Source organism: Elioraea sp., from assembly GCF_051860475.1.
Classification (GTDB): domain Bacteria; phylum Pseudomonadota; class Alphaproteobacteria; order Acetobacterales; family Acetobacteraceae; genus Elioraea.
Map to the genome: position 1 here is coordinate 1 of NZ_JBHYDW010000043.1, position 21,425 is coordinate 21,425.

19 protein-coding genes are annotated in these 21,425 nt (G+C 71.7%); 15 read left to right on the top strand and 4 right to left on the bottom strand.

Features of this window, described 5'->3' with window-relative positions; all coding sequences use genetic code 11:
* The 15 genes from ACTIFU_RS09970 to ACTIFU_RS10040 all read left to right on the top strand — a co-directional run.
* Positions 1 to 267, top strand: a 267-nt coding sequence (locus ACTIFU_RS09970) for a hypothetical protein (protein WP_439578152.1), incomplete at its 5' end; no start/stop codon positions are given.
* Complete coding sequence (locus tag ACTIFU_RS09975) at positions 264 to 485, top strand: hypothetical protein (protein WP_439578153.1); 222 nt, start codon at positions 264 to 266, stop codon at positions 483 to 485. The genes ACTIFU_RS09970 and ACTIFU_RS09975, both read left to right, overlap by 4 nt.
* Positions 482 to 1,723, top strand: coding sequence for an eCIS core domain-containing protein (locus ACTIFU_RS09980; RefSeq protein WP_439578154.1), 1,242 nt, complete (start codon positions 482 to 484; stop codon positions 1,721 to 1,723). The genes ACTIFU_RS09975 and ACTIFU_RS09980 overlap by 4 nt, the downstream gene beginning before the upstream one ends.
* Complete coding sequence (locus tag ACTIFU_RS09985; protein WP_439578155.1) at positions 1,720 to 2,727, top strand: eCIS core domain-containing protein; 1,008 nt, start codon at positions 1,720 to 1,722, stop codon at positions 2,725 to 2,727. The genes ACTIFU_RS09980 and ACTIFU_RS09985 overlap by 4 nt, the downstream gene beginning before the upstream one ends.
* On the top strand, positions 2,724 to 3,368 hold the full coding sequence (locus ACTIFU_RS09990) for a hypothetical protein (protein ID WP_439578156.1): 645 nt from the start codon (positions 2,724 to 2,726) through the stop codon (positions 3,366 to 3,368). The genes ACTIFU_RS09985 and ACTIFU_RS09990 overlap by 4 nt, the downstream gene beginning before the upstream one ends.
* Before the next feature lie 11 nt (positions 3,369 to 3,379).
* On the top strand, positions 3,380 to 3,661 hold the full coding sequence (locus ACTIFU_RS09995; protein WP_439578157.1) for a hypothetical protein: 282 nt from the start codon (positions 3,380 to 3,382) through the stop codon (positions 3,659 to 3,661).
* A gap of 6 nt (positions 3,662 to 3,667) precedes the next feature.
* Positions 3,668 to 4,804 (top strand): phage late control D family protein, encoded by a 1,137-nt coding sequence (locus ACTIFU_RS10000; RefSeq protein ID WP_439578158.1) that lies wholly within the window; start codon positions 3,668 to 3,670, stop codon positions 4,802 to 4,804.
* Between the two features lie 12 nt (positions 4,805 to 4,816).
* Entirely contained in the window at positions 4,817 to 5,542 is a 726-nt protein-coding gene (locus tag ACTIFU_RS10005; protein ID WP_439578159.1) for a phage baseplate assembly protein V, read from the top strand.
* 5 nt (positions 5,543 to 5,547) lie between these two features.
* Positions 5,548 to 5,817 (top strand): hypothetical protein, encoded by a 270-nt coding sequence (locus ACTIFU_RS10010; RefSeq protein ID WP_439578160.1) that lies wholly within the window; start codon positions 5,548 to 5,550, stop codon positions 5,815 to 5,817.
* A 5-nt stretch (positions 5,818 to 5,822) separates the two neighbouring features.
* On the top strand, positions 5,823 to 6,197 hold the full coding sequence (locus ACTIFU_RS10015; RefSeq protein ID WP_439578161.1) for a GPW/gp25 family protein: 375 nt from the start codon (positions 5,823 to 5,825) through the stop codon (positions 6,195 to 6,197).
* Complete coding sequence (locus ACTIFU_RS10020; RefSeq protein ID WP_439578162.1) at positions 6,194 to 8,785, top strand: hypothetical protein; 2,592 nt, start codon at positions 6,194 to 6,196, stop codon at positions 8,783 to 8,785. Before ACTIFU_RS10015 ends, ACTIFU_RS10020 begins: the two co-directional genes overlap by 4 nt.
* A 5-nt stretch (positions 8,786 to 8,790) precedes the next feature.
* Positions 8,791 to 11,433 (top strand): baseplate J/gp47 family protein, encoded by a 2,643-nt coding sequence (locus ACTIFU_RS10025; RefSeq protein ID WP_439578163.1) that lies wholly within the window; start codon positions 8,791 to 8,793, stop codon positions 11,431 to 11,433.
* Positions 11,430 to 13,730, top strand: coding sequence for a hypothetical protein (locus ACTIFU_RS10030; RefSeq protein WP_439578164.1), 2,301 nt, complete (start codon positions 11,430 to 11,432; stop codon positions 13,728 to 13,730). Before ACTIFU_RS10025 ends, ACTIFU_RS10030 begins: the two co-directional genes overlap by 4 nt.
* 35 nt (positions 13,731 to 13,765) lie before the next feature.
* Positions 13,766 to 15,346: a DUF6519 domain-containing protein gene (locus ACTIFU_RS10035; protein ID WP_439578165.1), complete on the top strand. Its 1,581-nt coding sequence runs from the start codon at positions 13,766 to 13,768 to the stop codon at positions 15,344 to 15,346.
* Positions 15,277 to 17,493: a hypothetical protein gene (locus ACTIFU_RS10040; RefSeq protein ID WP_439578166.1), complete on the top strand. Its 2,217-nt coding sequence runs from the start codon at positions 15,277 to 15,279 to the stop codon at positions 17,491 to 17,493. The genes ACTIFU_RS10035 and ACTIFU_RS10040 overlap by 70 nt, the downstream gene beginning before the upstream one ends.
* Before the next feature lie 36 nt (positions 17,494 to 17,529).
* Here the strand turns inward: ACTIFU_RS10040 and ACTIFU_RS10045 are convergent, their stop codons facing one another.
* Genes ACTIFU_RS10045 through ACTIFU_RS10060 form a run of 4 tightly spaced genes read right to left on the bottom strand, consistent with a single transcriptional unit; the run spans position 17,530 to position 21,425 of the window.
* Positions 17,530 to 18,618 (bottom strand): malate/lactate/ureidoglycolate dehydrogenase, encoded by a 1,089-nt coding sequence (locus ACTIFU_RS10045; protein ID WP_439578167.1) that lies wholly within the window; start codon positions 18,616 to 18,618, stop codon positions 17,530 to 17,532.
* Positions 18,619 to 18,648: 30 nt separating this feature from the next.
* Positions 18,649 to 19,407 carry an SDR family oxidoreductase gene (locus ACTIFU_RS10050; protein ID WP_439578168.1) on the bottom strand — a complete coding sequence of 253 codons (759 nt, stop codon included), beginning with the start codon at positions 19,405 to 19,407 and terminating at the stop codon, positions 18,649 to 18,651.
* A gap of 4 nt (positions 19,408 to 19,411) precedes the next feature.
* Positions 19,412 to 20,512: an ABC transporter ATP-binding protein gene (locus ACTIFU_RS10055; RefSeq protein ID WP_439578169.1), complete on the bottom strand. Its 1,101-nt coding sequence runs from the start codon at positions 20,510 to 20,512 to the stop codon at positions 19,412 to 19,414.
* A gap of 16 nt (positions 20,513 to 20,528) precedes the next feature.
* On the bottom strand, positions 20,529 to 21,425 hold the full coding sequence (locus ACTIFU_RS10060) for a carbohydrate ABC transporter permease (protein ID WP_439578170.1): 897 nt from the start codon (positions 21,423 to 21,425) through the stop codon (positions 20,529 to 20,531).

Consider the following 21,425-nt stretch of genomic DNA (forward strand, 5'->3'; position numbering starts at 1 on the left):
GTGCCGTTCCCGGACGAGGCGGCGCGGCGTGCGATCTGGGAACGGCACATCCCGTCCCGCGCGCCGACCGAGGGGATCGACCTCGACGCGCTCGCGCGGCTCGACCTGCCGGGGGGCGCGATCCGCACCGTCGCGTTGAACGCCGCCTCGGCGGCAGCCGCCGCCGGCACGCCCATCCGGATGGCGCAGGTGGCTGCTGCCGCGCGGCGGGAGTTCGCGAAGCTTGGGCGGCTGCCCACCGGGCTCGCGGCGGAGGCGTCCCGATGACGACGGTGGCGATCCGGCGGCTGCGGATCAACGGGCTTGCCGGCCGTGCCCCGAGCCGCGCGGAGGTGGAGGCCGCCCTGCGCCGGGCGCTCGCGCAGGGCGTGCCCGACACGACGCCGCCCGCGGCCGCGCTGCGCATCGACGGCGGACGGACGCTGGGCCAGGCCACCGATGCCGTCGCCGCGGCGATCGCGGGCCTGAAGGGGGGGCGGCGATGAGGGGGTTCGCCGAGAAGACGGCCACGCCGGGCGCGCTTCGGGCAGCAGCGGCGTTCCGGATCGGTGCGGCGAACGACGCGGCCGAGCGCGAGGCCGATGCGATCGCCGAGCGCGTGCTCGGCGCGGCGACGCTGCGCCGTCGCCCGAGCGGCGGGGGCGCAATCGCCAGCGACGCACAGGGAGCCGTCCACGCGGCGCTCGCCGCGCCGGGCCGTCCGCTCGCCGCGTCCGATCGCGCGCGTTTCGGCACCGCTCTCGGCGTCGATCTCGCGGGCGTTCGGATCCACGACGACGCTGCCGCGGATCGCGCGGCACGCTCGGTCGGCGCCCGTGCCTTCGCGCTGGGCAGCGAACTGGTGTTCGCGCGCGGTGAGTACCGTCCGGCGGAGCCCGAGGGCCGACGCCTGCTCGCGCACGAGCTCGCCCATCTCGGCCAGGACCGGTCGGCGACCACGGTGCGGCGCGAGAACGGCAAGGGCGCGGCGAACAAGGAAGAGGAGGAACCGTCCGCCGGCGACGTGATCGTCGAGGGGCTGAAGGTCGCGGCAGAGAAGGCGAAGGACAAGAAGGAGATCAAGGAGAAGGTGCTGAAGCCGATCGAGGACAAGGCAAAATCCGAGTTCGGCGAGCTCTCGACCGGCGAGAAGGTCGGCGTGGTCTCGTTCGGTGCCGCCACCTACGGCCTCGGCCTCGGCGCCATGTTCGGCACCGCGGAGGGGCGCGAGAAGCTCTCGGGCGTGAACTTCATCGCCCCGCTCGGCCTGATCCCGTACTGGCCGATCTCGTCCTTCACCTACACCCTGCCCGAGAAGGAGACCGACCCGCTCAAGTTCGCGCTGAAGTTCGACGGGTCGGAGTTGCTGAAGCTGGGCCGCGGCGACGAGCCGAAGTGGGTCACCAGCCTGTCGCTCGATGTCGGCTGGACGGTGATGCCGCAGACCGACAGCTGGAAACTCACCAAGCTGACCGGGAAGTTCGGGCTGCTGCCCGGGCTGACGCTCTCCGGCGGCTACCAGAAGGGGCCGTTCCTGACCACGCCGAGCGAGATCGTCACCGGACCGGGCGGCGAGACGCAGCAGAGCATGAAGACGATCCCGTCGGAGAAGGGCCCGAAGGATCCGCTCATGGATCAGCCGAATGTCGGGGGGTTCATCACCGTGGACCTGGCCAAGCTGCCGATCGTCCCGGCGCCGCTCCGTCACATCCTCGGTGGCGGACTGGGGAAGCGCCGGCGATGAAGGCGGCCGCAACCCGCGCGAGCGAGGCGGCGCGGCCGGCGCCGACGCCGGCGTTCCGCATCGGCCCCGCCGACGACGCGGCCGAGCGCGCGGCCGACGCGATCGCCGAGCGCGTGCTGGGCGACGCCGTGCTTCGTCGCAAATGCGCGGCATGCGAGGAGGAGGAGCGGCTCTCGCGGCGCGCCGACGGCGGATCGGTCTCGTCCTCTGCCGAGACCGCCGTGCGCACCGCGCTGAGCGAGCCGGGCCAGGCACTTCGACCCGCCGATGCAGGGTTCTTCGGAGCCCGGCTTGGCGCCGGCCTCGATGACGTGCGGGTCCATGACGGTCCGACGGCGGACCGGGCGGCACGGAGCGTCGGCGCGCGCGCCTTCGCGCTCGGCAATGCTCTGGTCTTCGCGCGCGGAGAGTATCGGCCGGACACGCCGAAGGGCCGCCAGCTGCTCGCCCATGAACTTGCCCACGTCGTGCAGGACGAGGGCGGCAGCGCGATCCGGCGCCAGCCCGCTCCCGCACCGCGCACGCGCGTCGTCGCCGAACAGGGCGTGACGGTGTTCGTCCGCCCGTCCTGCGCCACCACACCCGGCTTCTCCTTCGAGATCATGGAGGATGCGATCCGCGTCGCGATCGACACGATCATCAACGACGACTGCATCGAGCCGACACGCCGGCGCGCCATGACGCGCAACATCCAGCGTCACGGCCTCGATTTCCGCTGCCGCGATTCGGCCGACCTCGAGAACCCGGGCGCCTGCGCCGAAGCCACCGGCTTCTCGAGGCCCGCCAACATCTTCACGGTGGGCACCGCCGCCCTGGACGCGGCCGCGTGCGGGCCGCTCGCCGGCACCATCATGCACGAGATCATCCATGTCGTGCGCGGTGTGGCCGGCGAGCAGCTGCCGCGTTCCTGCGAACTCTCATGCTTCGGCTTCGACCGCGGCGGTGCGGATGCCGAGCTCTGCCGCGACATCGATGTGTTCGGACGCCGGCGAGGCGCGGCATGACAGGTTTCTCCGGCTCTCCCCGCATCCTCAAGGGCGCGCTCGTCGCCTACGCGCTGCCCGTGCTCGTCCCGCGTCTGGTGGTGTTCCAGTACAACCCGGAGACCTTGACGCGCGCGCTCTCGCCGCGCGCCGCGGAAGGTGCCTCCGGCCGCGGCGATGCGCTCCAGGCGGACGGGCCGCCGGAGGAGACCATCACCATGACGGTCGAGATCGATGCCGCGGATCAGCTGGAGAAGGGCGATGCGCTCGCCGCCTCGATCGGGCTGCATCCCGCGCTCGCGACGCTGGAGAGCCTGCTCTACCCGCAGATGGCGCGCGTGATCGCGAACCAGGCGCTGTCGCTCGCCGGCGGCGCGTTCATCGGCGGCGAGCCGGTGCCGCTCGCCCTGCTGGTCTGGGGGCCGGCGCGCGTGCTGCCGGTGCGCGTGCAGTCGGTCAGCATCACCGAGCAGGCCTTCGACGTGAACCTGAACCCGATCCTCGCCAAGGCGGACCTGTCGATGAAGGTGCTCACCTACCGCGAGCTCGACATGACCAATCCCGCGTACTGGGTCTACATGGCCTCGTTCGCGCAGAAGGAGGTGATGACGGCGCTCAACCTCGTCGACGTCGCGGTGCGCGTCACCGCGCCACCGCTGTAGGAGCGCGAGCGATGTTCTTCCGCGGCAGCCGATACGAGCCCGTCCCGACACGGGTGCACGTCACGGCGGATGGGCGGACGATCCGCCACAAGGGACTGCGCATCCTGCCGCAGCCGGGCGGCTCGCTGCTGCATCTCGCGCGCCAGGACGAGCGGCTCGATCGCGTCGCGGCCGAGTGGTTCGGCAATGCCGAGCTCTGGTGGCGCATCGCGGACGCGAACACCGCGCTCGATCCGGACGAGCTCGTGGCCGAACCGGGACGGAGCATCACCGTGCCGGCCCCTGGCGAGTAGCGCGCCATGCCGCTCGTACCCCCCTTCTTCCAGGTCCGCATCGCCTTCGCGCCGCTGCCCAAGCCGCTGCTCGACGCGCTGGACGGCATCGAGGTCGAGACCTCGGTCGGCTCCGCCTCGATCCTGCGCCTGCGCTTCCGGCTCTCGCGCAACCTGCTGGGCGACTGGGATCCGCCGATCGCCGACATCTTCCGCCCGCTCGTGCCGATCTCGGTCGCGGTCTCGGCCGGATTGCCGATCCCCGAGACGGTGGTGAACGGCTTCGTGCGCGAGGTGCGCCAGTCGGGCGGCGGCGCGCAGCGCGGCACCACGGCCGAGGTGGTGGCGATGGACGCCTCGGCGACGATCATGAACCTGATCGAGCAGCCGCTGCCGCACCCGAACCTCGATCCGGTGACGATCGCGACCACGATCCTGGGCCGCTACGCGATCGCACCGTTCCCCCTGCCGACCGCACCGACGCGCACCATCCTCGACACGACCACCATCCAGCGCGGCACGGATGCGCGGATGCTGCGCGAGATGGCACGCCAGCTCGCCTACGAGTTCTACCTCCAGCCCGACCCGCTCGCCGGGCTGGATATCGGGCATTTCCATCCGCCGCTGACGACGGTGCCGCCGCAGGGCGTGCTGTCGGTCGATTTCGGCACGGCGACGAACCTGATCGAGTTCGACGTCGGCTACGACACGCTCCAGCCCAACGCCGCGCTGTCGGTGGGCGTCGATCCGAACACCGGTGCGCCGCTGCCGGTGCCGGCCCTCGCGCCGCTTCAGCCGCCCGAGGGGCTCGAGCCCGCGCTGCTGCGCATCGCTCCGCCGCCGATCCGTCGGCCGACCGCGCGCGACGCGGCCAATCCTGCCGAGCTGTTCCGGCAGAACCAGGCGATCGTAGACCGTTCGAGCCGCGCGATCACGGGAAGCGGGTCGGTCGATTCGGTCAAGTACGGGCGGATGCTGCGGCCCGGCCTGCCGGTCGCGATCCGCGGTGCCGGCCGAGCGCACAGCGGCACATGGTACGTCGAGAGCGTGTCGCACAGCATCTCGACCGGTGCATGGACGCAACGCTTCCAGGCGAGCCGGAACGCGCTGGGCCTCACCGGGGCCGAGCTGTTCATCGACCCGCTCGCCGCCGCGGTCGCCTGAGGGAGGGCTTCGATGCCGATCGAGATGGACGAGCTTGATGCCCGGGTGAACGCGCCGATCAGCGGCGTGGACCGCTTCTACGGCAAGTATCGCGGCACCGTCGTGACCAACACCGACCCGCTTCAGCAGGGCCGCATCCAGGCCTTCGTACCGGAGGTTCTGGGCGAGGTTCCGAGCGGCTGGGCGGTGCCCTGCGTCCCCTATGCCGGCCCGCTCTCGGGGTTCTTCTCGCTGCCGGTTCCCGGCGCGTCCGTGTGGATCGAGTTCGAGGCGGGTGATCCCTCGCGCCCGATCTGGACCGGCGGCTGGTGGCCGACGCCCGGCGTGCCGACAGCCATCCAGTCCGGCCCTGCGCAGCCGACCCAGCGCGTGTGGCGCACCGAGACGGGGCTGACTGTGCAGATGGACGATCTCGCCCAGACCATCACGATCGGCGACGGTTTCGGCATCCAGATGGTCGAGGTCAACATGGCGACTGCGACCGTCACCGTGAAGGGCCTCGCCCGCGCGGTCACCGAGGCGCCGCTCGTGCACCACGGCAGCGCCTCCGCCGCACACCCCCATGTGAAAGGCGACCTGCTGCTCGCCTATCTCGGCCAGCTCGTGGCGATGCTGCAGGCGCATATCCACCCGGGCGAGACCGCGGTCGGCATCCTGCCGGTGACGCCCGCGCCACCGCAGCCCGTGTTCCCCGTGCCGACGCCGAGCCTGCTGTCGACCAAGGTGTTCGTGGAGTAGCCGCGATGGGAGCCCTCAAGGGCGGCAGCCCGGACGATTTCGGCGACAGCCTCGCGCTCGAGATCGAGAACGCGCTGAACCAGCTGCTGCTGCTGGACGGCCTGCCGACCCTGCCGAACAACGATCCGGACACCACGCGCGAGCGCCGCCGCTTCTTCAGCGCGATCGGTCGCGGCGTGGTGCGCCACCTGGTCGCGCGGCGCCAATCCTTCGAGATCGACGTCGACACCAGCGCGAACGACGTCTTCCGCCACCCCGACCTCACCTCGGACTGACGGCGATGAGCGGCGCACCCTTCCTCGGCTTCCCTTACCGTCCCGATGCGCGGGGGCGGTCGGGCACGGTCTCCTACGAGCCGCATGTGCGCGCGATGATCGAGCAGGTGCTGTTCACCGCGCCCGGCGAGCGGGTGATGCGGCCCGATTTCGGCTGCGGACTGAAGGAGCTGCTGTTCCAGCCCGCCTCCGACGCGCTCGCCGCCGCGACCCAGCAGATGGTGCACGGCGCGCTAATCCGCTGGCTCGAGGGCGTGATCGCGGTGCAGCGCGTCAGTGTCGCGGCGGAGGGCGCGTCGCTGATCGTCACCGTGGTCTACACGCCGCGCAGCGGCGGGGCCGCGCGCGCCGAGACCTTCACCATGGAGGGCGGCGGATGAGCATCACCGACGCCGCCGTTCCCGCCTGTGCCGAGGACGAGCGCCGCGCGATCATCCGCGCGCACCCGACGCTGAATGGGCTCGATTTCGCCGACTACCGCTTCGATCCACTGGCGCCCCCGGGGCGGCGGCACGAGCTGCGCGTCACCTTCCTCAAGCCGCCGCCCGCGCTCACGCCATCCGATCTCGAGATCACTGGCGGCGCGCGCGTGGTCGGCATCGGCGTCACCGCCGTCGAGCCCGGACCCGGCGACACGCTCCGCGTGTTCGTCACCGACGCCGGCGACTTCTCCATCTACCGCCTCGCGGTGCGCGACCCGGCGCCGTGGGACATCGACGCGCTGCTTGCCGCGGTGCCGCTGAACTTCAAGGCCGGCTGCCCGACCGATCTCGACTGCCGGATCGAACACGCCTGCCCGGAGCCCTGGGGCGAGCGGCCGCTGCTCGACCACATGGCGCGCGACTACGCCTCGTTCCGCGCCTGGCTGCTCGATCTCGCGCGCACCCGCAACCTGTCCTGGCGCGAGACCCACCCGGCCGAGCCTGCGACCGCGCTTGTCGAGCTGCTCGCCGCCGAGGGCGACCGGCTCGCCTGGATGCAGGACGCCGTCGGCACCGAGGCGTATCTCGAGACCTGCCGGCTGCGCGTCTCGGCGCGCCGCCACGCGCGACTGGTCGACTACCGGATGCATGACGGCCGCAATGCCTACGGCGTCGTGCAGCTCGACGTCTCGGCAGCGGGGACCGTGCCGGGGGCAACCCAGTTCCTGACCCGGATCGGCTCGCCGCTGCGCGGACAGGTCGCGCCGCCCGGACCGCTGATCCCCGAAACAGTCGGGCTCGATCTGGACGCCGATCCGGCGGTCGCCGAGGTGACCGTGTTCGAGGCGACCGCACGGTCGCCGTGCCACCCCGACCTGAACCGGCTCTGGCTGCATGATTTCGGCGGGCGGCTCTGCTGCCTGCCGCGCGGCGCCTTGGCCGCCCACCTCTACGCGGCGCAGGACGACGGCACGGTGATCCGCCCGCCGCTCGCGCCTGGCGACTGGCTGCTGCTGCACGAAGCCAAGGGACCGGAGACCGGCCGCGCGACCGATGCCGACGCGGCCCGCCGCGCCGCTGTGAGAATCGAGACCGTTGCCGACGCCGAGGACCCCGCGTTCCAGGATGTCGCCGACCTGACCACCGGCGAGCCTGCACCGCGACGGATCACGGCCCCCGGCGACGCGCCGATGCCGCTGCTGCGCGTCACCTGGTCGCGCCACCACGCGCCCGATTTCGCGCTGACGATCACCGGCCGCGATCTCACCGGACTCGCGATCCCGCATGCGGGGCAGGCGCGCGGCAACGTCGTTCCCGTGGATCATGGCCGAACGGTCATCGCGCGCAGCGACGACGGCACCCTCCGGCCGCCGATCACGCGCGGCCGCACCACCACACTCACCCTGCCGCGCACGCCCCTCACCGTGCAGCCCATGCCCGCCGAGCCGCGTTTCGACAGCGCCGGCCGGCTTGCCGATGCACGCCACGATCTCGACGCGGCGCCCGAGGAGACGACCGCGGCGGCCGTGCTGATCGTCGATGCGCCGGGCGAGACACCGCGCGTCTGGCGCCCGGTGCCGGACCTGCTGCAGAGCGGGGCGTTTGACGAGCATTTCGTCGCCGAGCTCGATCGCGACGGCCGCGCCCGGCTGCGCTTCGGCGACGATGCGTTCGGCCGGCGCCTGCCGCCCGAGGCCGCGATCGTCGCGCGGTTCCGCGTCGGCAACGGCCGCGCCGGCAATCTCGGCCGCGGCGCGCTCGTGCACGCGGTCCGGCCGCCTGCCGCCGAGCTGGTCGACCCGTCGGACCCGGATGCGCCGCTCGCGGCCTTCCCGGCGATCGAGGCGGTCTGGCAGCCGCTGCCGGCCAGCGGCGGGACCGATCCGGAGTCGCTCGAACTCGTGCGGCTGCGCGCGCCGGCGGCGATGCACGCGAAGCAGTTCCGCGCGGTCACCGAAGCCGACTGGGAGGAGGCCGCGCTGTCGCTGCCAGGTGTCGCTGCCGCGCGCGCGATCGTGCGCTGGACCGGCAGCTGGCACACCACCTTCGTCGCGCTGCACCCCGTGGAGGGCGCCGATCTGGTCACCCTGCCGGGCGGCGGCGCGGCGCTCGCGCCCGACTTCGCGCGCCGTTCCGCCGCGGCGCTCAACCGCTGGCGCCTCGCCGGGCGCGACCTCGTGGTGCGCGCCGCGCAGTACGTGCCGCTCATGCTCGGGATCGGGCTCTGCCTGCTGCCCGGCTATTTCCGCCAGAGCGTGGTGCCGGAGGTGCGCGCGGCCCTGATCGGCCGCGGCGGGATGTTCGATCCGGCGCAAGCACGGTTCGGCGAGGTCCTGCATCTCTCGGCGATCGTCGCCGCCGTGGTCGCTGTCCCGGGCGTGTCCTCCTGCATCGTGCGCGCGTTCCACCGCTACTGGGCGCTTCCGGCCGACGAGATCGAGACCGGACGGATGGTGTTCGCGGGGCTTGAGATCCCGCGGCTCGATGCGGATCCGTCGCGCCCGGAGAACGGCGTGCTGGTGCTCACCATCGACGGCGAGGGATGAGCGGCATGAGCGATCCGCGTCTGCGCGACGATGCGTACTGCGGCTGCGGCGAGCCGGATGCGCCGGCCGCGCCGCGCGGGGTGTTCAACCGCGCCGGCCTGCCGCAGATCGCCTGGCGCATCGGCGCGTTCGCCGGGTTCCGCGCGGACGCGCTGCGCCGCCTCTCCGAGACGCTGCCGCAACTCGCCACGCGCGAGGGCGACGATCACGCGATCACGCTGGTCGAGCTCTGGGCGGCGATGGCGGACGTGCTCGGCTTCTACCACGAGCGGATCGCCAACGAGGCGTTCCTGCGCACCGCGACGGACCGCGAGAGTCTGCGCCGGCTCGTCCGTCTGCTCGACTACCGCCCCTTCGCCGGCCTGTCGGCCGCGACCCCGCTCGCGTTCACCCTCGCCCCCGGCGCGACCCTGACCATCAGGCCGGGCATCAAGCTGATGAGCGTGCCCGGGCAGGACGAGACGCCGCAGGTCTTCGAGACACAGGAGACGATCGAGGCCGAGGCGCGGCTCAATCGCGTGCCGATCGACGGCCCGCCGGTGGCGAACAACGCACTTGCGCCGGGCGGCCGGGGCGGGCTGCTGTGGTCCGGCCCGGAACGCGTCGCGACGCGCGACCGCGTGGTGCTGTTCGCGGGTGCGCTGGCCGGCGGCGCCGAGGAGCGCGAGATCGCCGCCGCGTCCGACACGAAGCACGGCCGCCGCGTGACCTGGGACAGGCCGGTCGCGGCGTTTGGCATGAACACAGCCGTGAAGGCGGTGCGCTCGCTGCGCCTTTTCGGCTGGAATGCACCGGCGACGCAGATGGTGTTCGATCCGGGCGCAAAGTCCGGCACCACTTGGACGCGGCTGCCAGGCTGGTCGCAGGTGACGCTGTCGCCGAGCTGGCCCGACGCCGAGGGCTGGGTGCCGCTGGATGCCCGGCACGACGATCTTCGTGTCGGAGCGCTGATCCTGCTGCACCTACCCGGTCCGGGCGGCGTGATCACCGTGTTCTCCGGTGGCTTCGGCCTCGTCACGCTCGGGCAGACCGCGGCGACCTTCCGTGTCACCGAGATCGCGCAGCGCAGCGTCACCGTCGGCCCGCTCTCCGATACGGTGACCGCGGTGAAGCTGACGCCCGCCCCGCCCGCCGGGATCGACTGGACCTATCCGTCCGGCGCGGCGCTCACCGGCGGGATCGGCGCCCGCAACGCGCGGCTCTGGGAGATCGAGGAGCCCGCTCTGCGCTTCCGCCTCTGGGACGTGCCAGCGACCGTCGCCGGCGCGCAGGTGGTCGCGCGACTGGCGGAGCTCGACAGCCTGCCGGCCAAGCGCCGTGTCATCCTGACCGACGGCAGGACGAGCCATCTCGCGACCGTGACGGGTGCCGCGCCGATCCCGGTGATCGGCTTGATCGGCACCACCGTCGAAGCGTCGAGCCTGCTGCGGATCGATGTCGATCCGCCGCTTCCCGCGCCACTCGACCCCGCCACCGCCGTGCTGCTTGGCAACGTCGCCGAGGCCGGGCACGGCGAGACGCAGACCGAGGAGATCCTGGGCAACGGCGACGCCGCACGGCCGCTCCAGCGCTTCACCCTGCGCAAGACCCCGCTGACCCGCCGGCCCGCCGCCGATGCCTTGCGGGGCAAGGCGGCGCTCACTGTATTGGTCGACGACGAGGCGTGGGCGGAGGCGCCGACGCTGTTCGAGCGCCCTGCCGACGCGAAGGTCTATGCGCTCGAGCAGCAGGACGACGGCCGGACGGCGATCCAGTTCGGCGACGGCACGAGCGGGGCGCGCCTGCCGTCGGGTGCCGGCAATGTCCGCGCGCGCTACGCCATCGGACTCGGACGTGCCGGGAACGTGCGTGCAGACCAGCTCTCGATCCTGCTCACCCGCCCGCCCGGGCTGCGCGAAGCGGTCAATCCGCTGCCGGCCGCGGGCGGGGCCGATCCGGAGGATGCCACCGAGATGCGGGTGCGCGCACCGCACCACGTGCGCACCTTCGGCCGCGCGGTCAGCCTCGACGATCTGGCCGCGATCGCGGTGGAGAGCGGCCTCGTGGCGCAGGCGCGCGCCGACTGGATCTGGAGCGGCACGCAACGCGTGGTGCATCTGACGGTGGTCGGCCCCGAGGGCGATCCCGTGCCGGAGGCGACCGTCGCGACGCTCACCGCGATCCTCGCCGCCGCGCGCGACACGACCCGGCGCGTGCTGATCGGCGCGGCGATCCTGGTGCCGGTACAGGTGGTGGGCACGGTGTTCATCCAGGACACGTTCCTGCGCGAGACCGTGATGGAGCGCGTGCGCGCCGCGCTGGTCGCGCTGCTCTCGCCGGCCGAACGCGTCATCGCGGCCGCGGTGCATCTGTCGGACGTGCAGGCGGCGGCGCAGGCTGTGCGCGGCGTCGCAGGGATCGACGTGGATGCGCTGCGCCTGCGCGGCCAGGCCGGCTGGACGCTCGCGCAGCGCCGCGCGCGCGACCTCGCGCCCGGCGCGCTGCAGACCGCGCTGCGCCTGTTCCCCGCGCGCCCCGCCGTCTCGGCCGCAGCCGATCCGGTGGTCGCGGCCGCCTTCCCCGACGGCCCGCCGCGCCTCCTGCCGGCCGAGATCGCCGTCACCGAGCAGGCCGACCTGGTGCTGACCCCCTCGGGAGGCATCGCATGACCGACGCTCCGCCGGAAGGCCGCCTGTACCGCCAGCTCCCCGCGTTCTGGCGCGTGCGCGACGCCGAGGAGGGCTGGCCGCTGCGTGCGCTGCTCGGGGCGATCGAGGACCAGGTCGCCGCGGTCGAGGACGACATCGCGCGGCTGAACGACGGCCTGTTCGTCGAGACCGCCGATCCCTGGATCCTGCCCTATCTCGGCGACCTGGTCGGCACCACCCCGCTCTACGATCTCGCCGCCCAGCCGGAGCCGGCGACCTGGCGCGCGCTGTTCGCCGATCTCGCCGGCGCGGCGCCGCTGCCCGGCGAGCCCTCGCGGCTGATGCCGCCGATCGCGGCGCGCACCAGGCCGGATGTCGCCAAGACGATCTACTACCGCCGCCGCAAGGGCACCGTGCCGATGCTCGAGGAGCTCGCGCGCGACGTCACCGGTTGGCCCGCGCATGTGGTGGAGTTCTTCAAGACACTCGGCTGGACGCAGTGGATCCGCAGCCATGTGCGCCCGGGGCGCGGCGGCTGGGTCGATCTGCGCAGCACGTCCGTCGCCGAACTGGTTCAGGGCGCGTTCGACGACACCACGCGCACGGTCGATGTGCGGCCGTTCGATGCCGTCGTCGGTCGCCACGGCATCCCGAAGACCGGGTTCTTCCTCTGGCGCCTGATCGCCGAACCGCTGGACGGTCTGGCGGCGCGCGAAGCCGACCAACCCTGGCGCTGGCGGTTCAGCCCGCTCGGCCAGGACGCGCCGCTGTTCGCGCGCGCGCGCCGCGAGGCCGACGAGACCGGCCAGGCGACCGAGCTGCACGTTCCGGCGGCGATCCGAGGTGGCCTGCTGTTCGCCGATCTCGCCGCGGCGCGCGCGACGACAGCCGCGACCAGCGCGCTCTACGGGCCGTTCGGGACGGCCGCGATCGCCGCCGCCGGCGAGAGCTCCCTGCATGTCACGCTGATCCGCGCCGACGGGTCGGAGGACGCCGTGCCGGCGCACCGCATCCGCTGCATGTCGCTTGATCCCTGGAACCGTCCGGGCAGCGACCTGGTCGGCGTCGATGTCCGGCTCGGCCGGATCGCGCTCGGCGACGATCTGGAGGCGGAGGCGGTGCGCGTCGCCTGCTGCCGCGGCACGGTCGCGGGGATCGGCGGCGGCACCTATGCCCGCACCGGCTGGCAGGTGCGGCGCACGCCCGACATCGCCCTCTACATCGTCGGCGAGGGCGGGGTCGACACGCTGCGCGACGCGCTGGCGCAGTGGGAGACGGACGGCAAGCCGGATGCAGTGATCCGCATCCTCGACAACCGGAGCTACCACGAGACGTCCGGCGGTGCTGCGCTGGAGATCGAGCCCGCCGACCCCGATCCGCTGACCGGGCAGCGCGGCACCCTCGCGATCGAGGCCGCCGACCGCGCGCGGCCGCATCTCAGGCTCGACATGCCGCTCGCGATCACGGGCGACCATCCGGAGAGCATGGTCACGCTGTCGGGGCTGCTGATCGAGGGTGCGGTCGCGCTCGCCGGCACGCTGCGCCGGCTGCGCCTGCTCCACTGCACCCTGGTGCCGGGGGTGACGATCGCCGACACGGGCGCGGCGTGGGCGCCAGCCGCGCCGGTCGCGCCGAGCCTGACGGTCGCGGCGGCATTCGATGGCGCGATCGCCAATACCGGTCTGTCGATCGAGTGCGCGTTCAGCATCACCGGGCCGCTGCGCGTTCCGGCGCATGCGCGACAGCTCGTCGTGCTGGACGGCGTGGTGGACGGCGTGAACACCGCGGCGATCGCCGGCAGCGATGCCGACGCCGACGCGCCACCGCTGGTGCTCGAGCGCAGCACCGTGTTCGGCGCGGTCCACGCGCTGCGCCTGCCGATGATGGACACGACGATCGCCACCGGGCAGGTGCGCATCGAGCGGCGCGACGACGGCTGCGTGCGCTTCAGCTACCCCCCGCCCGGCAGCCGCACGCCGCGCCGGGTGCGCTGCCAGCCCGATCTGGCCGAGGCGGACGCGATCGAGGACGCCGAGAGGGCCGCGGGCGGGCCGCTTCCGCAGGCGGCGCGCGAGGCGGCCGCGGCGGCGGCGCGGGCGCGCATGCAGCCCGAGTTCACGGCCATCCGCTACGGCCAGCCCGCCTATGCGCAGCTCGGCCGCGCCTGCCCCACCGGCATCGCCGCGGGGGCGGAGGCCGGCGCGGCGATGGGCGTGACCTGCCACCTGAAGGAGCCGCAGCGCCTCGGCAACCTGCGCCGGCGGCTCGACGAGTACCTGCCACTGGGCCTCGAGCCCGGCATCGTGTTCGTGACATGACGCGCATGCGGCGCTGAAACGAAGGGGAAACGGCCATGGCCGGCGACTACTCCCGCGACAGCTTCGACATCCGGCGCCGCTACGCCGCGGTGATGATGCAGCAGGGCCGCGTGCAGATCGACGCGGACTGGAACGAGCAGGGCGCGATCCTCTTGGAGCGGATGCGCCGCCAGGCGCTGGACACCTTCGGCCGGGTCGCGGCGAGCCGGTTCTCCACGCCCGATGCGTTCCGGATCGGGGTCATTCCTGGTCCGCCGCGCGATCTCTCGATCGCGCCTGGCCGCTACTATGTCGACGGCCTCGTCGCCGAGGCGCTTCCCTCCGACGGCAGCCCGATCCGCTACACCGCCCAGCCCTTCTACCCCGACCCGCCGGCATTGCCCGACCGCAGCGGCGCGGTCGTCTACCTCGACGTGTGGCAGCGCGAGGTCACCTGGGTGGAGGAGCCCGCGCTGCTCGATGTCGCGCTCGGCGGGGTCGATACCGCGACGCGGCTGCAGACGATCTGGCAGGTGAAGGTCCTCGCCGATCCCAACGCCGTGTGCGGGTTCGATCTCGACGCACGCTTCCCGCCCTCGCCCGCGCGCCTCACCACGGCCGCGATCGCGCCCCCGGCACCCGAGGATCCATGCCTGATCGCGCCGAAGGTCGGCTACCGCGGGCTCGAGAACAGGCTCTATCGGGTCGAGATGCATCGCGGCGGGCCGATCGGGGCTGCGCGGTTCAAGTTCAGCCGCGACAACGCCTCGGTGCGCTCGCCGGTGCTCGGCATGACCACCGAGCTGCGCGGGGGGACCGAGGTTACCGTGCTGATCGTGGAACGGATCGGCCGCGATCCGGGCCTGCGGATCAATGCCGGCGACTGGGTGGAGGTCAGCGACGAGCACCGGGTCCTGCACAGCGAGCCGGGCGCAATGGCGCAGGTCGCCGAGCCGCCGGTCGAGCGCGCGGGCGAGGACGGATTCCGCGTCGTGCTGGACCGTCGCATCCCAGGGGTCGGCGAGCGCGCCTTCGGCGCCAACCCGGCCGCACTCGCGGCGCGCCGCACGCGGCTCATCCGCTGGGATCAAGCCGCGCCGCGCAACACGCTGGATGCCGACGGGCTGATGACCGTGGGCGCGGGGGCAATCGCGCTCGAGGAGGGAATCGAGGTCACCTTCTCACTCGCGTCTCCAGGCGCGCCGTACCGCGGGGGCGACTTCTGGCTGTTCGCGGCACGTACGGCGGACGCCTCGGTCGAGGAACTGCTCTCGGCGCCGCCGAATGGGCCGATCCACCGCTATGCGCAGCTCGCTGCCTTCAGCCAGATCGTGACCGGAGATGCGCCGTCCGACTGCCGCACGCTCTGGCCACCACTGGCGCAGGCGGGCGGCGATGGCTGCTGTACGGTGGTCGTGCGTCCCGGGGACGACGTTCAGGCCGCGATCGACAGCCTGCCTCCCGCCGGTGGGTGCGTCTGCCTGAAGGCCGGATTGCATGAGCTGCGTGATGTCCTGCGCATTGCCCGCTCGCGCGTCGCTCTGCATGCCGAAGCCCCGGTGCAGCGGTGCTGCGGCGTGCGGCAGATGCGCCGATCATCCGCATCGGCGGCGGCGCAGCGGCGCGCGTGCCCGTGACGGATGTCAGCATCGAGGGAATCGGCATTCAGCTCGGCAGTCGGGCTGATCCCCGCGCCGTTGATGATGCTCTGCTGATCGTCATGCCTGGCGCCGCAAGGATACGGATCCTGGGTTGCCGCTTCGGCGTTCAGGACCAGGCCGGCTCGCTCGCCGCGATCGCCACAGCCGGCGCGGATGTCGCGATCGAGCGTTGCCTCATCGAGACGCTGCGGATCGGCGTGCTGGCCGAGACCGGCAGCTCGGACCTCTCGGTGCACGACTGCATCGTCTCGGCGCGGCTGTTCGGCGGCGGGCGCGACCTTGCGGAGGTGCTCGCCGGGGAGGATACCGGTGTGGCGGGACTTGCAGTGATGGCCTGTGAGGGCAGCGTCCGGATCGAGAACAATGTCATCCTGGGGTTCCGACACGGCATCGTCCTCGGCGATCCGGCCTCCGACCGTCCAGGGATCGGGTCGCCGGACGCGGTCGTTGCCCACAACGTGATCGTGCGCGGCATACCCTCGGCGGAACCCCAGCCGCAACCGCCGCCGACTCCCGGCCCCGCACCGGCACCGACGCCCACACCAACGCCTACGCCAACCCCCACACCAACGCCTACGCCTACCCCCACGCCGACACCGACGCCCGGTCCGATCCGGCCGATCATAGGGATCGAGCGTCCGTCGCCTGCGCAACCGGCCCCGCTTCGCCCGAGCGACGCGTTCGCGTCGGCAACGCCGGGCACTGCGGCGCGGGCCGCGCTGTCCGACCTGGAACGTGCTGCGCTCTCAGCGATCTCGCCGGCCGCGCGGAGCGAGGCCGAAGCGTTCGCCGCAGCACGGTTCTCGATCCGTAGTCAGCCAGTCGGCCCAGCCGCCTTCGTTCCCCCTCAGAACCGCCCAGCCTTCGCGATCGCCGCTGCGGCCGAGGTCTGCATCGTTGCGGAGAACCTGATCGGGTGGCGCTCGCCGGCCTATGGTGGCATTGCCGTCGAGAACGGCGTCCGACTCGTCGCTGGCAACGACCTGTTCTTTGTCCCGCCGCGGGCGAACGACCTTCAGCCACCCACCGGCGCGCCGGGACTGGCCCCCGGCACGCCGAACGCCCTCGTGCCGGGCATCGCGACGGCTCTCTCGGGCAACGAGGCCCGCATCGTCACGATCGCAGACAATGTCCTCAGCGGACCTCTCGTCGCGGTTTCCCTCGCGGCCGCGGTCTCCGCGCGCGTCGCGCGGAACGTCATGCTCCAGCCGATGATCGCCGTCCTCGTCAACGGCGGCGAGGCCACGTCCGTCGAGGCGAATCTCGTCCTGCGCGGCAGGATGGGCATTGGCCTGCTCAATACCGCGCGACCGGATCTCGCCGGGAATGTCATCGACCAGGTCGAGGCCGACGGGATCGTCGGCTTCTTCACCGGGGTGAACGCCGCCGGCATCGTGCGTATCCGCGGCAATCTGCTGCGCAGGTGCGGCGCGCAGCAGGCCACGGCTACGGCGTTGCGCGTCATCGCGCTCGACCACCAGACTCCGGAAGGCGCGAGGGTCGAGCAGGTGGAGGTGGTGATCGAGCACAACACCGTGCTCGACACCGGCCTCGATGCTGCCACCGGCGCGCGCGCGGAACGCTCGATTGGCGTGACCGTGAACGCCCCGCGGGCCGTCCTGCACGGCAACGACATCGGCCACAGCCACGCCACGCGATCGGATCCGGGCTTCCTGGCCCTGGAGCAGGAGCGGCAGAAGACCAACCGTGCGGTGCTGATCGCCCCGACGCAGGCCCAGGGCGTGCAGCCGACCGACGACGACGCCTGGGCGCACGCGCTGACGCTCACCGACAACCGGATCCGCGGCGTCTCACGCGACACGCTCGTCGAGATTGTCGAGGCGTCCGTGTCGGGCGATCAGCGCCCGCCGCGCTTCCACGACATCGTCGTCACCGGCAATACGGTCGAGCACTGGCGACCGGCCGCGAGCCAGGAGGGACGGGCGACAATCGAGTTGCGCGCTCATTCCCAGGGGCTCGTGACCGTGACGGGAAACGTCGTGCGCGGTGCCGGCCGGTCGCCGAGCGTAATGGTCAACGGGCCACGCCAGATCGCCTTCGCCGGCAATGCGACCTCGGGCCCGCTCGTTGGCACGGCAGGTCAGGTCAACGTGATCGCCTGAGCGAGCCGTCCGGCCTGAACGCGGCGGGACGCGCTCTCAGGCAGCCCCGGGAATGTGCGTGTCCTCGACACCGACCGACCGCGCAGCGGCGACGATGCTGGCCCAGGTGTCGTCGGGCAGTGGGATGCCCTTTGCCCCGCGCTCGGCGCGGTTGCGCGCCTCCATCTCCCCCGGGACCAGCACCTCGCCGCCCGCTTCGGCCGGACGCGACGACTTGTAGAAGGCGATGAAGCGCTCCGCGCGCGCGACGAACGCGGCCGGCTCGTCGATCACGTCCGGGCGGATGTAGAAGCTCAGCATGCCATTGGTGATCCGGCCACGCTCCTGCTCGCGCGGGCCGCAGGTTCCGTTGCCGGTCAGCGCACCGCCGAGGATCTCGCACATGAAGGCGAGCCCCGAGCCCTTGTGCAGGCCGAAGGCACGGATCGCGCCCTCGCCGTTCTCGGGCGTCCGGTCGCCGGCGCCGAGCGGGCCGTAGAGCGTCTCCGGCTCGCCCGACAGCGTGCCGTCGGGCCGTATCAGCGCGTCCGCCGGGATCTTCTTGCCGCCACGCGAAGCGACCAGCACCTTGCCCTCGGCGACGTAGCTGGTCGCGAAGTCGAGGATCACTGGCGCCCGGTTCGGCAGCGGCACGGCGACGCAATAGGGCGCGGTGGAGAGCCGGCGGTCGACTCCGCCGAAGGGAGCCACCAGCAGGCTGCCCTGGACGTTGACGAAGTGGATCGCGACCAGCCCGGCGGCAGCCGCCATCTCGCCCCAGTCGCCGACCCGGCCGAGATGCGAGCTGTTCCTCAGCGCGATCGCCGCAAGACCGCTCGCCTTCGCCTTCTCGATGCCGAGCCTCACCGCGATCGGCGTGACGGTCTGGCCGAAGCCGTACTTGCCGTCCACCACCGCCGTGATCGGCGTCTCGCGCTCAATCGTGGGCGTCACACCGGCAACGATGAAGCCCGACTTCAGCCACTGCACATAGCGCGGCGCACGCACCACGCCGTGGCTGTCATGGCCCGTCAGGTTCGCCTCCACGAGGTAGCGGGCGATGCGCTCGCCCTCCTCGCGTGAGGTCCCAGCAGCGGTGAAGATGTCCGCGGCGAACTCGCGCAGACGGTCGGCGTGGATCAGCATGGTGGCACCCGGGCGGTGGAGGGATCGATGCTAACCCTGCGCCGCGCGGGCCATCTCGGCAAGGTAGCCGCGGTTGTTCGTGGGGCTGATCAGGATCTCGTTGATGCAGACATGCGGCGGCTGGCAGGCGACGTAGACGATCGCGTTGGCAACGTCCTCGGGCTGCAGCATCCTCGCACGCACCTCCGGCGAGAGCTTCACCGGGCGAAGGTCCATGATCGGCGTGTTGACCTCGCCAGGCTCCACCACGCAGGAACGGATGCCGTTGCTGCACTCCTCCATGTTGAGGGTGTGGCTCATCGCGACCAGGCCGTGCTTGGCGGCGACATAGGTGGGGCCGGAGACATGGCCGATGAACCGGCCGGCCCAGGAGGCGACATGGACGATCAGCCCCGCGCCCGCGGCGCGCAGCGCCGGCAGGCAGGCCTGGGCGACGTAGAACGGCGCCTTCAGGTTGGCATCGATCAGCGCTGAGGCGGTCTCCTGCTTGAGCTGGGCCCAGCGCCGTTCGGGCGCGTTCAGCCCGGCATTCGAGACGACGATGTCGAGCCGGCCGAACGCGGCGAGCACGGCATCGCGCGCGGCGTTCACCTGGGCCGCATCGGTCAGGTCGGCCGGTGCCACCAGGGCGCCCTGGCCGATCATGGCCGCGGTCTCCTCCAGCGGATCGCGTCGCCGGCCGGTCAGCGCGACCCGCGCGCCGGCCTTGGCCAGTGCGATCGCGGTCGCGCGGCCGATCCCCGAGCCCGCCCCGGTGACCCAGGCGGCCTTGCCGTCGAGTGCTGCCATTGTTCTAGAGAATCCTTCCCGTATCCGCGTCGATCAGGTGCATCTGGTCCATGTGCGCGGCGAGCCGCATCTTCGCGCCCGCCTGCGCGCCCGCAGCCGGATCGACCCGCGCGCACACAGGCGTGCCCTCGATCCGGAAATGCACCAGCGTCTCCATGCCCATCGGCTCGATCACGTCGAGATCGACCGTGATCGGCGCGAGGTTCTGCTTGTCGGTGCGTGTCGTCTCGGTGAGGTGCTCGGGGCGGATGCCGAACAGCAGCTTCTTGTTGGCATGCTGGACATAGCGCGCGGTGCGATCCGCCGGCACGGGGACCGAGAGCCCCTGGCCGAGTTCCACGGTGAGCGCGCCGGCACCGTTCGTGAGCCGAGCAGGCAGGAAGTTCATCGCCGGGCTGCCGATGAAGCCGGCGACGAAGATCGTTGTGGGGTTATGGTAGAGCTCGTTCGGTGGGCCGACCTGCTCGATCACGCCGTGATTCATCACCACCACCCGGTCGGCGAGCGTCATCGCCTCGACCTGGTCGTGGGTGACGTAGATCGTCGTGGTCTTGACCGCCTGATGCACCTTCTTGATCTCGGTGCGCATCTGCACCCGGAGTTTCGCGTCAAGGTTCGACAGCGGTTCGTCGAACAGGAACACCTTCGGGTCGCGCACGATCGCGCGGCCCATCGCCACCCGCTGGCGTTGCCCGCCCGAGAGTGCCTTCGGCTTGCGCTGGAGCAGTTCCCCGATCGAGAGGATCGAGGCGGCACGGTCCACCCGGCGCCGGATCTCGTCCTTCGGGAAGTGGCGCAGCTTCAGCCCGAACGCCATGTTCTCGAACACGGTCATGTGCGGGTAGAGCGCATAGTTCTGGAACACCATCGCGATGTCCCGGTCCTTCGGCGGGATGTCGTTCACCATCGTCCCACCGATCCAGATCTCGCCCTCGCTGACCTCCTCGAGACCGGCGATCATGCGCAGCGTCGTCGACTTGCCGCAGCCCGAGGGACCGACCAGCACCACGAACTCGTGGTCGGCGATCTCGAGGTCGATCCCCCGGACGGCCTGCACGCCGCCTTCGAACAGCTTCACGATCTTGCGAAGATTGACTTCCGACATCGCTTCTCGCGTCTCCCTATCCCTTGGTCGCGCCAGCCGTGAGACCCGCGATGTAGTAGTCCATCAGGAACACATAGACCACCACCGGCGGCAGGGCCGCGAGCAGCGCGCCAGCCATGATCTGGCCCCAGGCGAAGGTGTCGCCGCGCACGAGCTGGCTCACGACGCCGATCGTCAGCGGCATGTGGTCCGGGCGCGTGACGAAGGCCGTCGGGTAGACGAAGGCCGCCCAGGAAACGGTGAACGCGAAGATCGTCGCAGCGATGATCCCGGGAAGCGCGACGGGAATGAAGATCTTCAACAGCATCTGCGGCCAGGAAGCGCCGTCGATCAGCGCCGCCTCATCCAGCTCCTTCGGAATCGAGGCGAAGTAGCCGATCATGATCCAGGTGCAGAACGGTACCGTCAGCGTCGGGTAGACCAGCACCAGTCCCCAGATGGAGTTCAGCAGGCCGAGCCCGCCGACGATCTGATAGAGCGGGATGAACAGCAGCGTGTCCGGCACCAGGTAGGTGAGGAACACGCCGGTCGCGAGCATCTGGCTGCCCCAGAAGCGCATCCGCGACAGGGCGAAGGCCGCCAGGATCGACACGACCATGGTGATCGCGACCACCAGGACGGTGATGATCACGCTATTGCGGAAGAAGGTCAGAAACAACGCGTTGTCCAGCGTTGCGACGTAGTGCTCCAGCGTGGGTGCGCGCACCAGCCATGGGCTCAGCGTCTGGTCCGCCATCTCGGCGTTCGTCTTCAGGCTGGTGATCAGCATGTAGACGGGCGGGGCGAGAAAGATGATCGCCGCGAAGATCAGCGAGGCGTACGACACGCGCAGCGCCCACAGGCGCTCACGGTGCAGGCTGCCGGCCTTACGATAGAAGCGGGGAAAATCGCGACGCGCGGTGGCGGTGGTCAT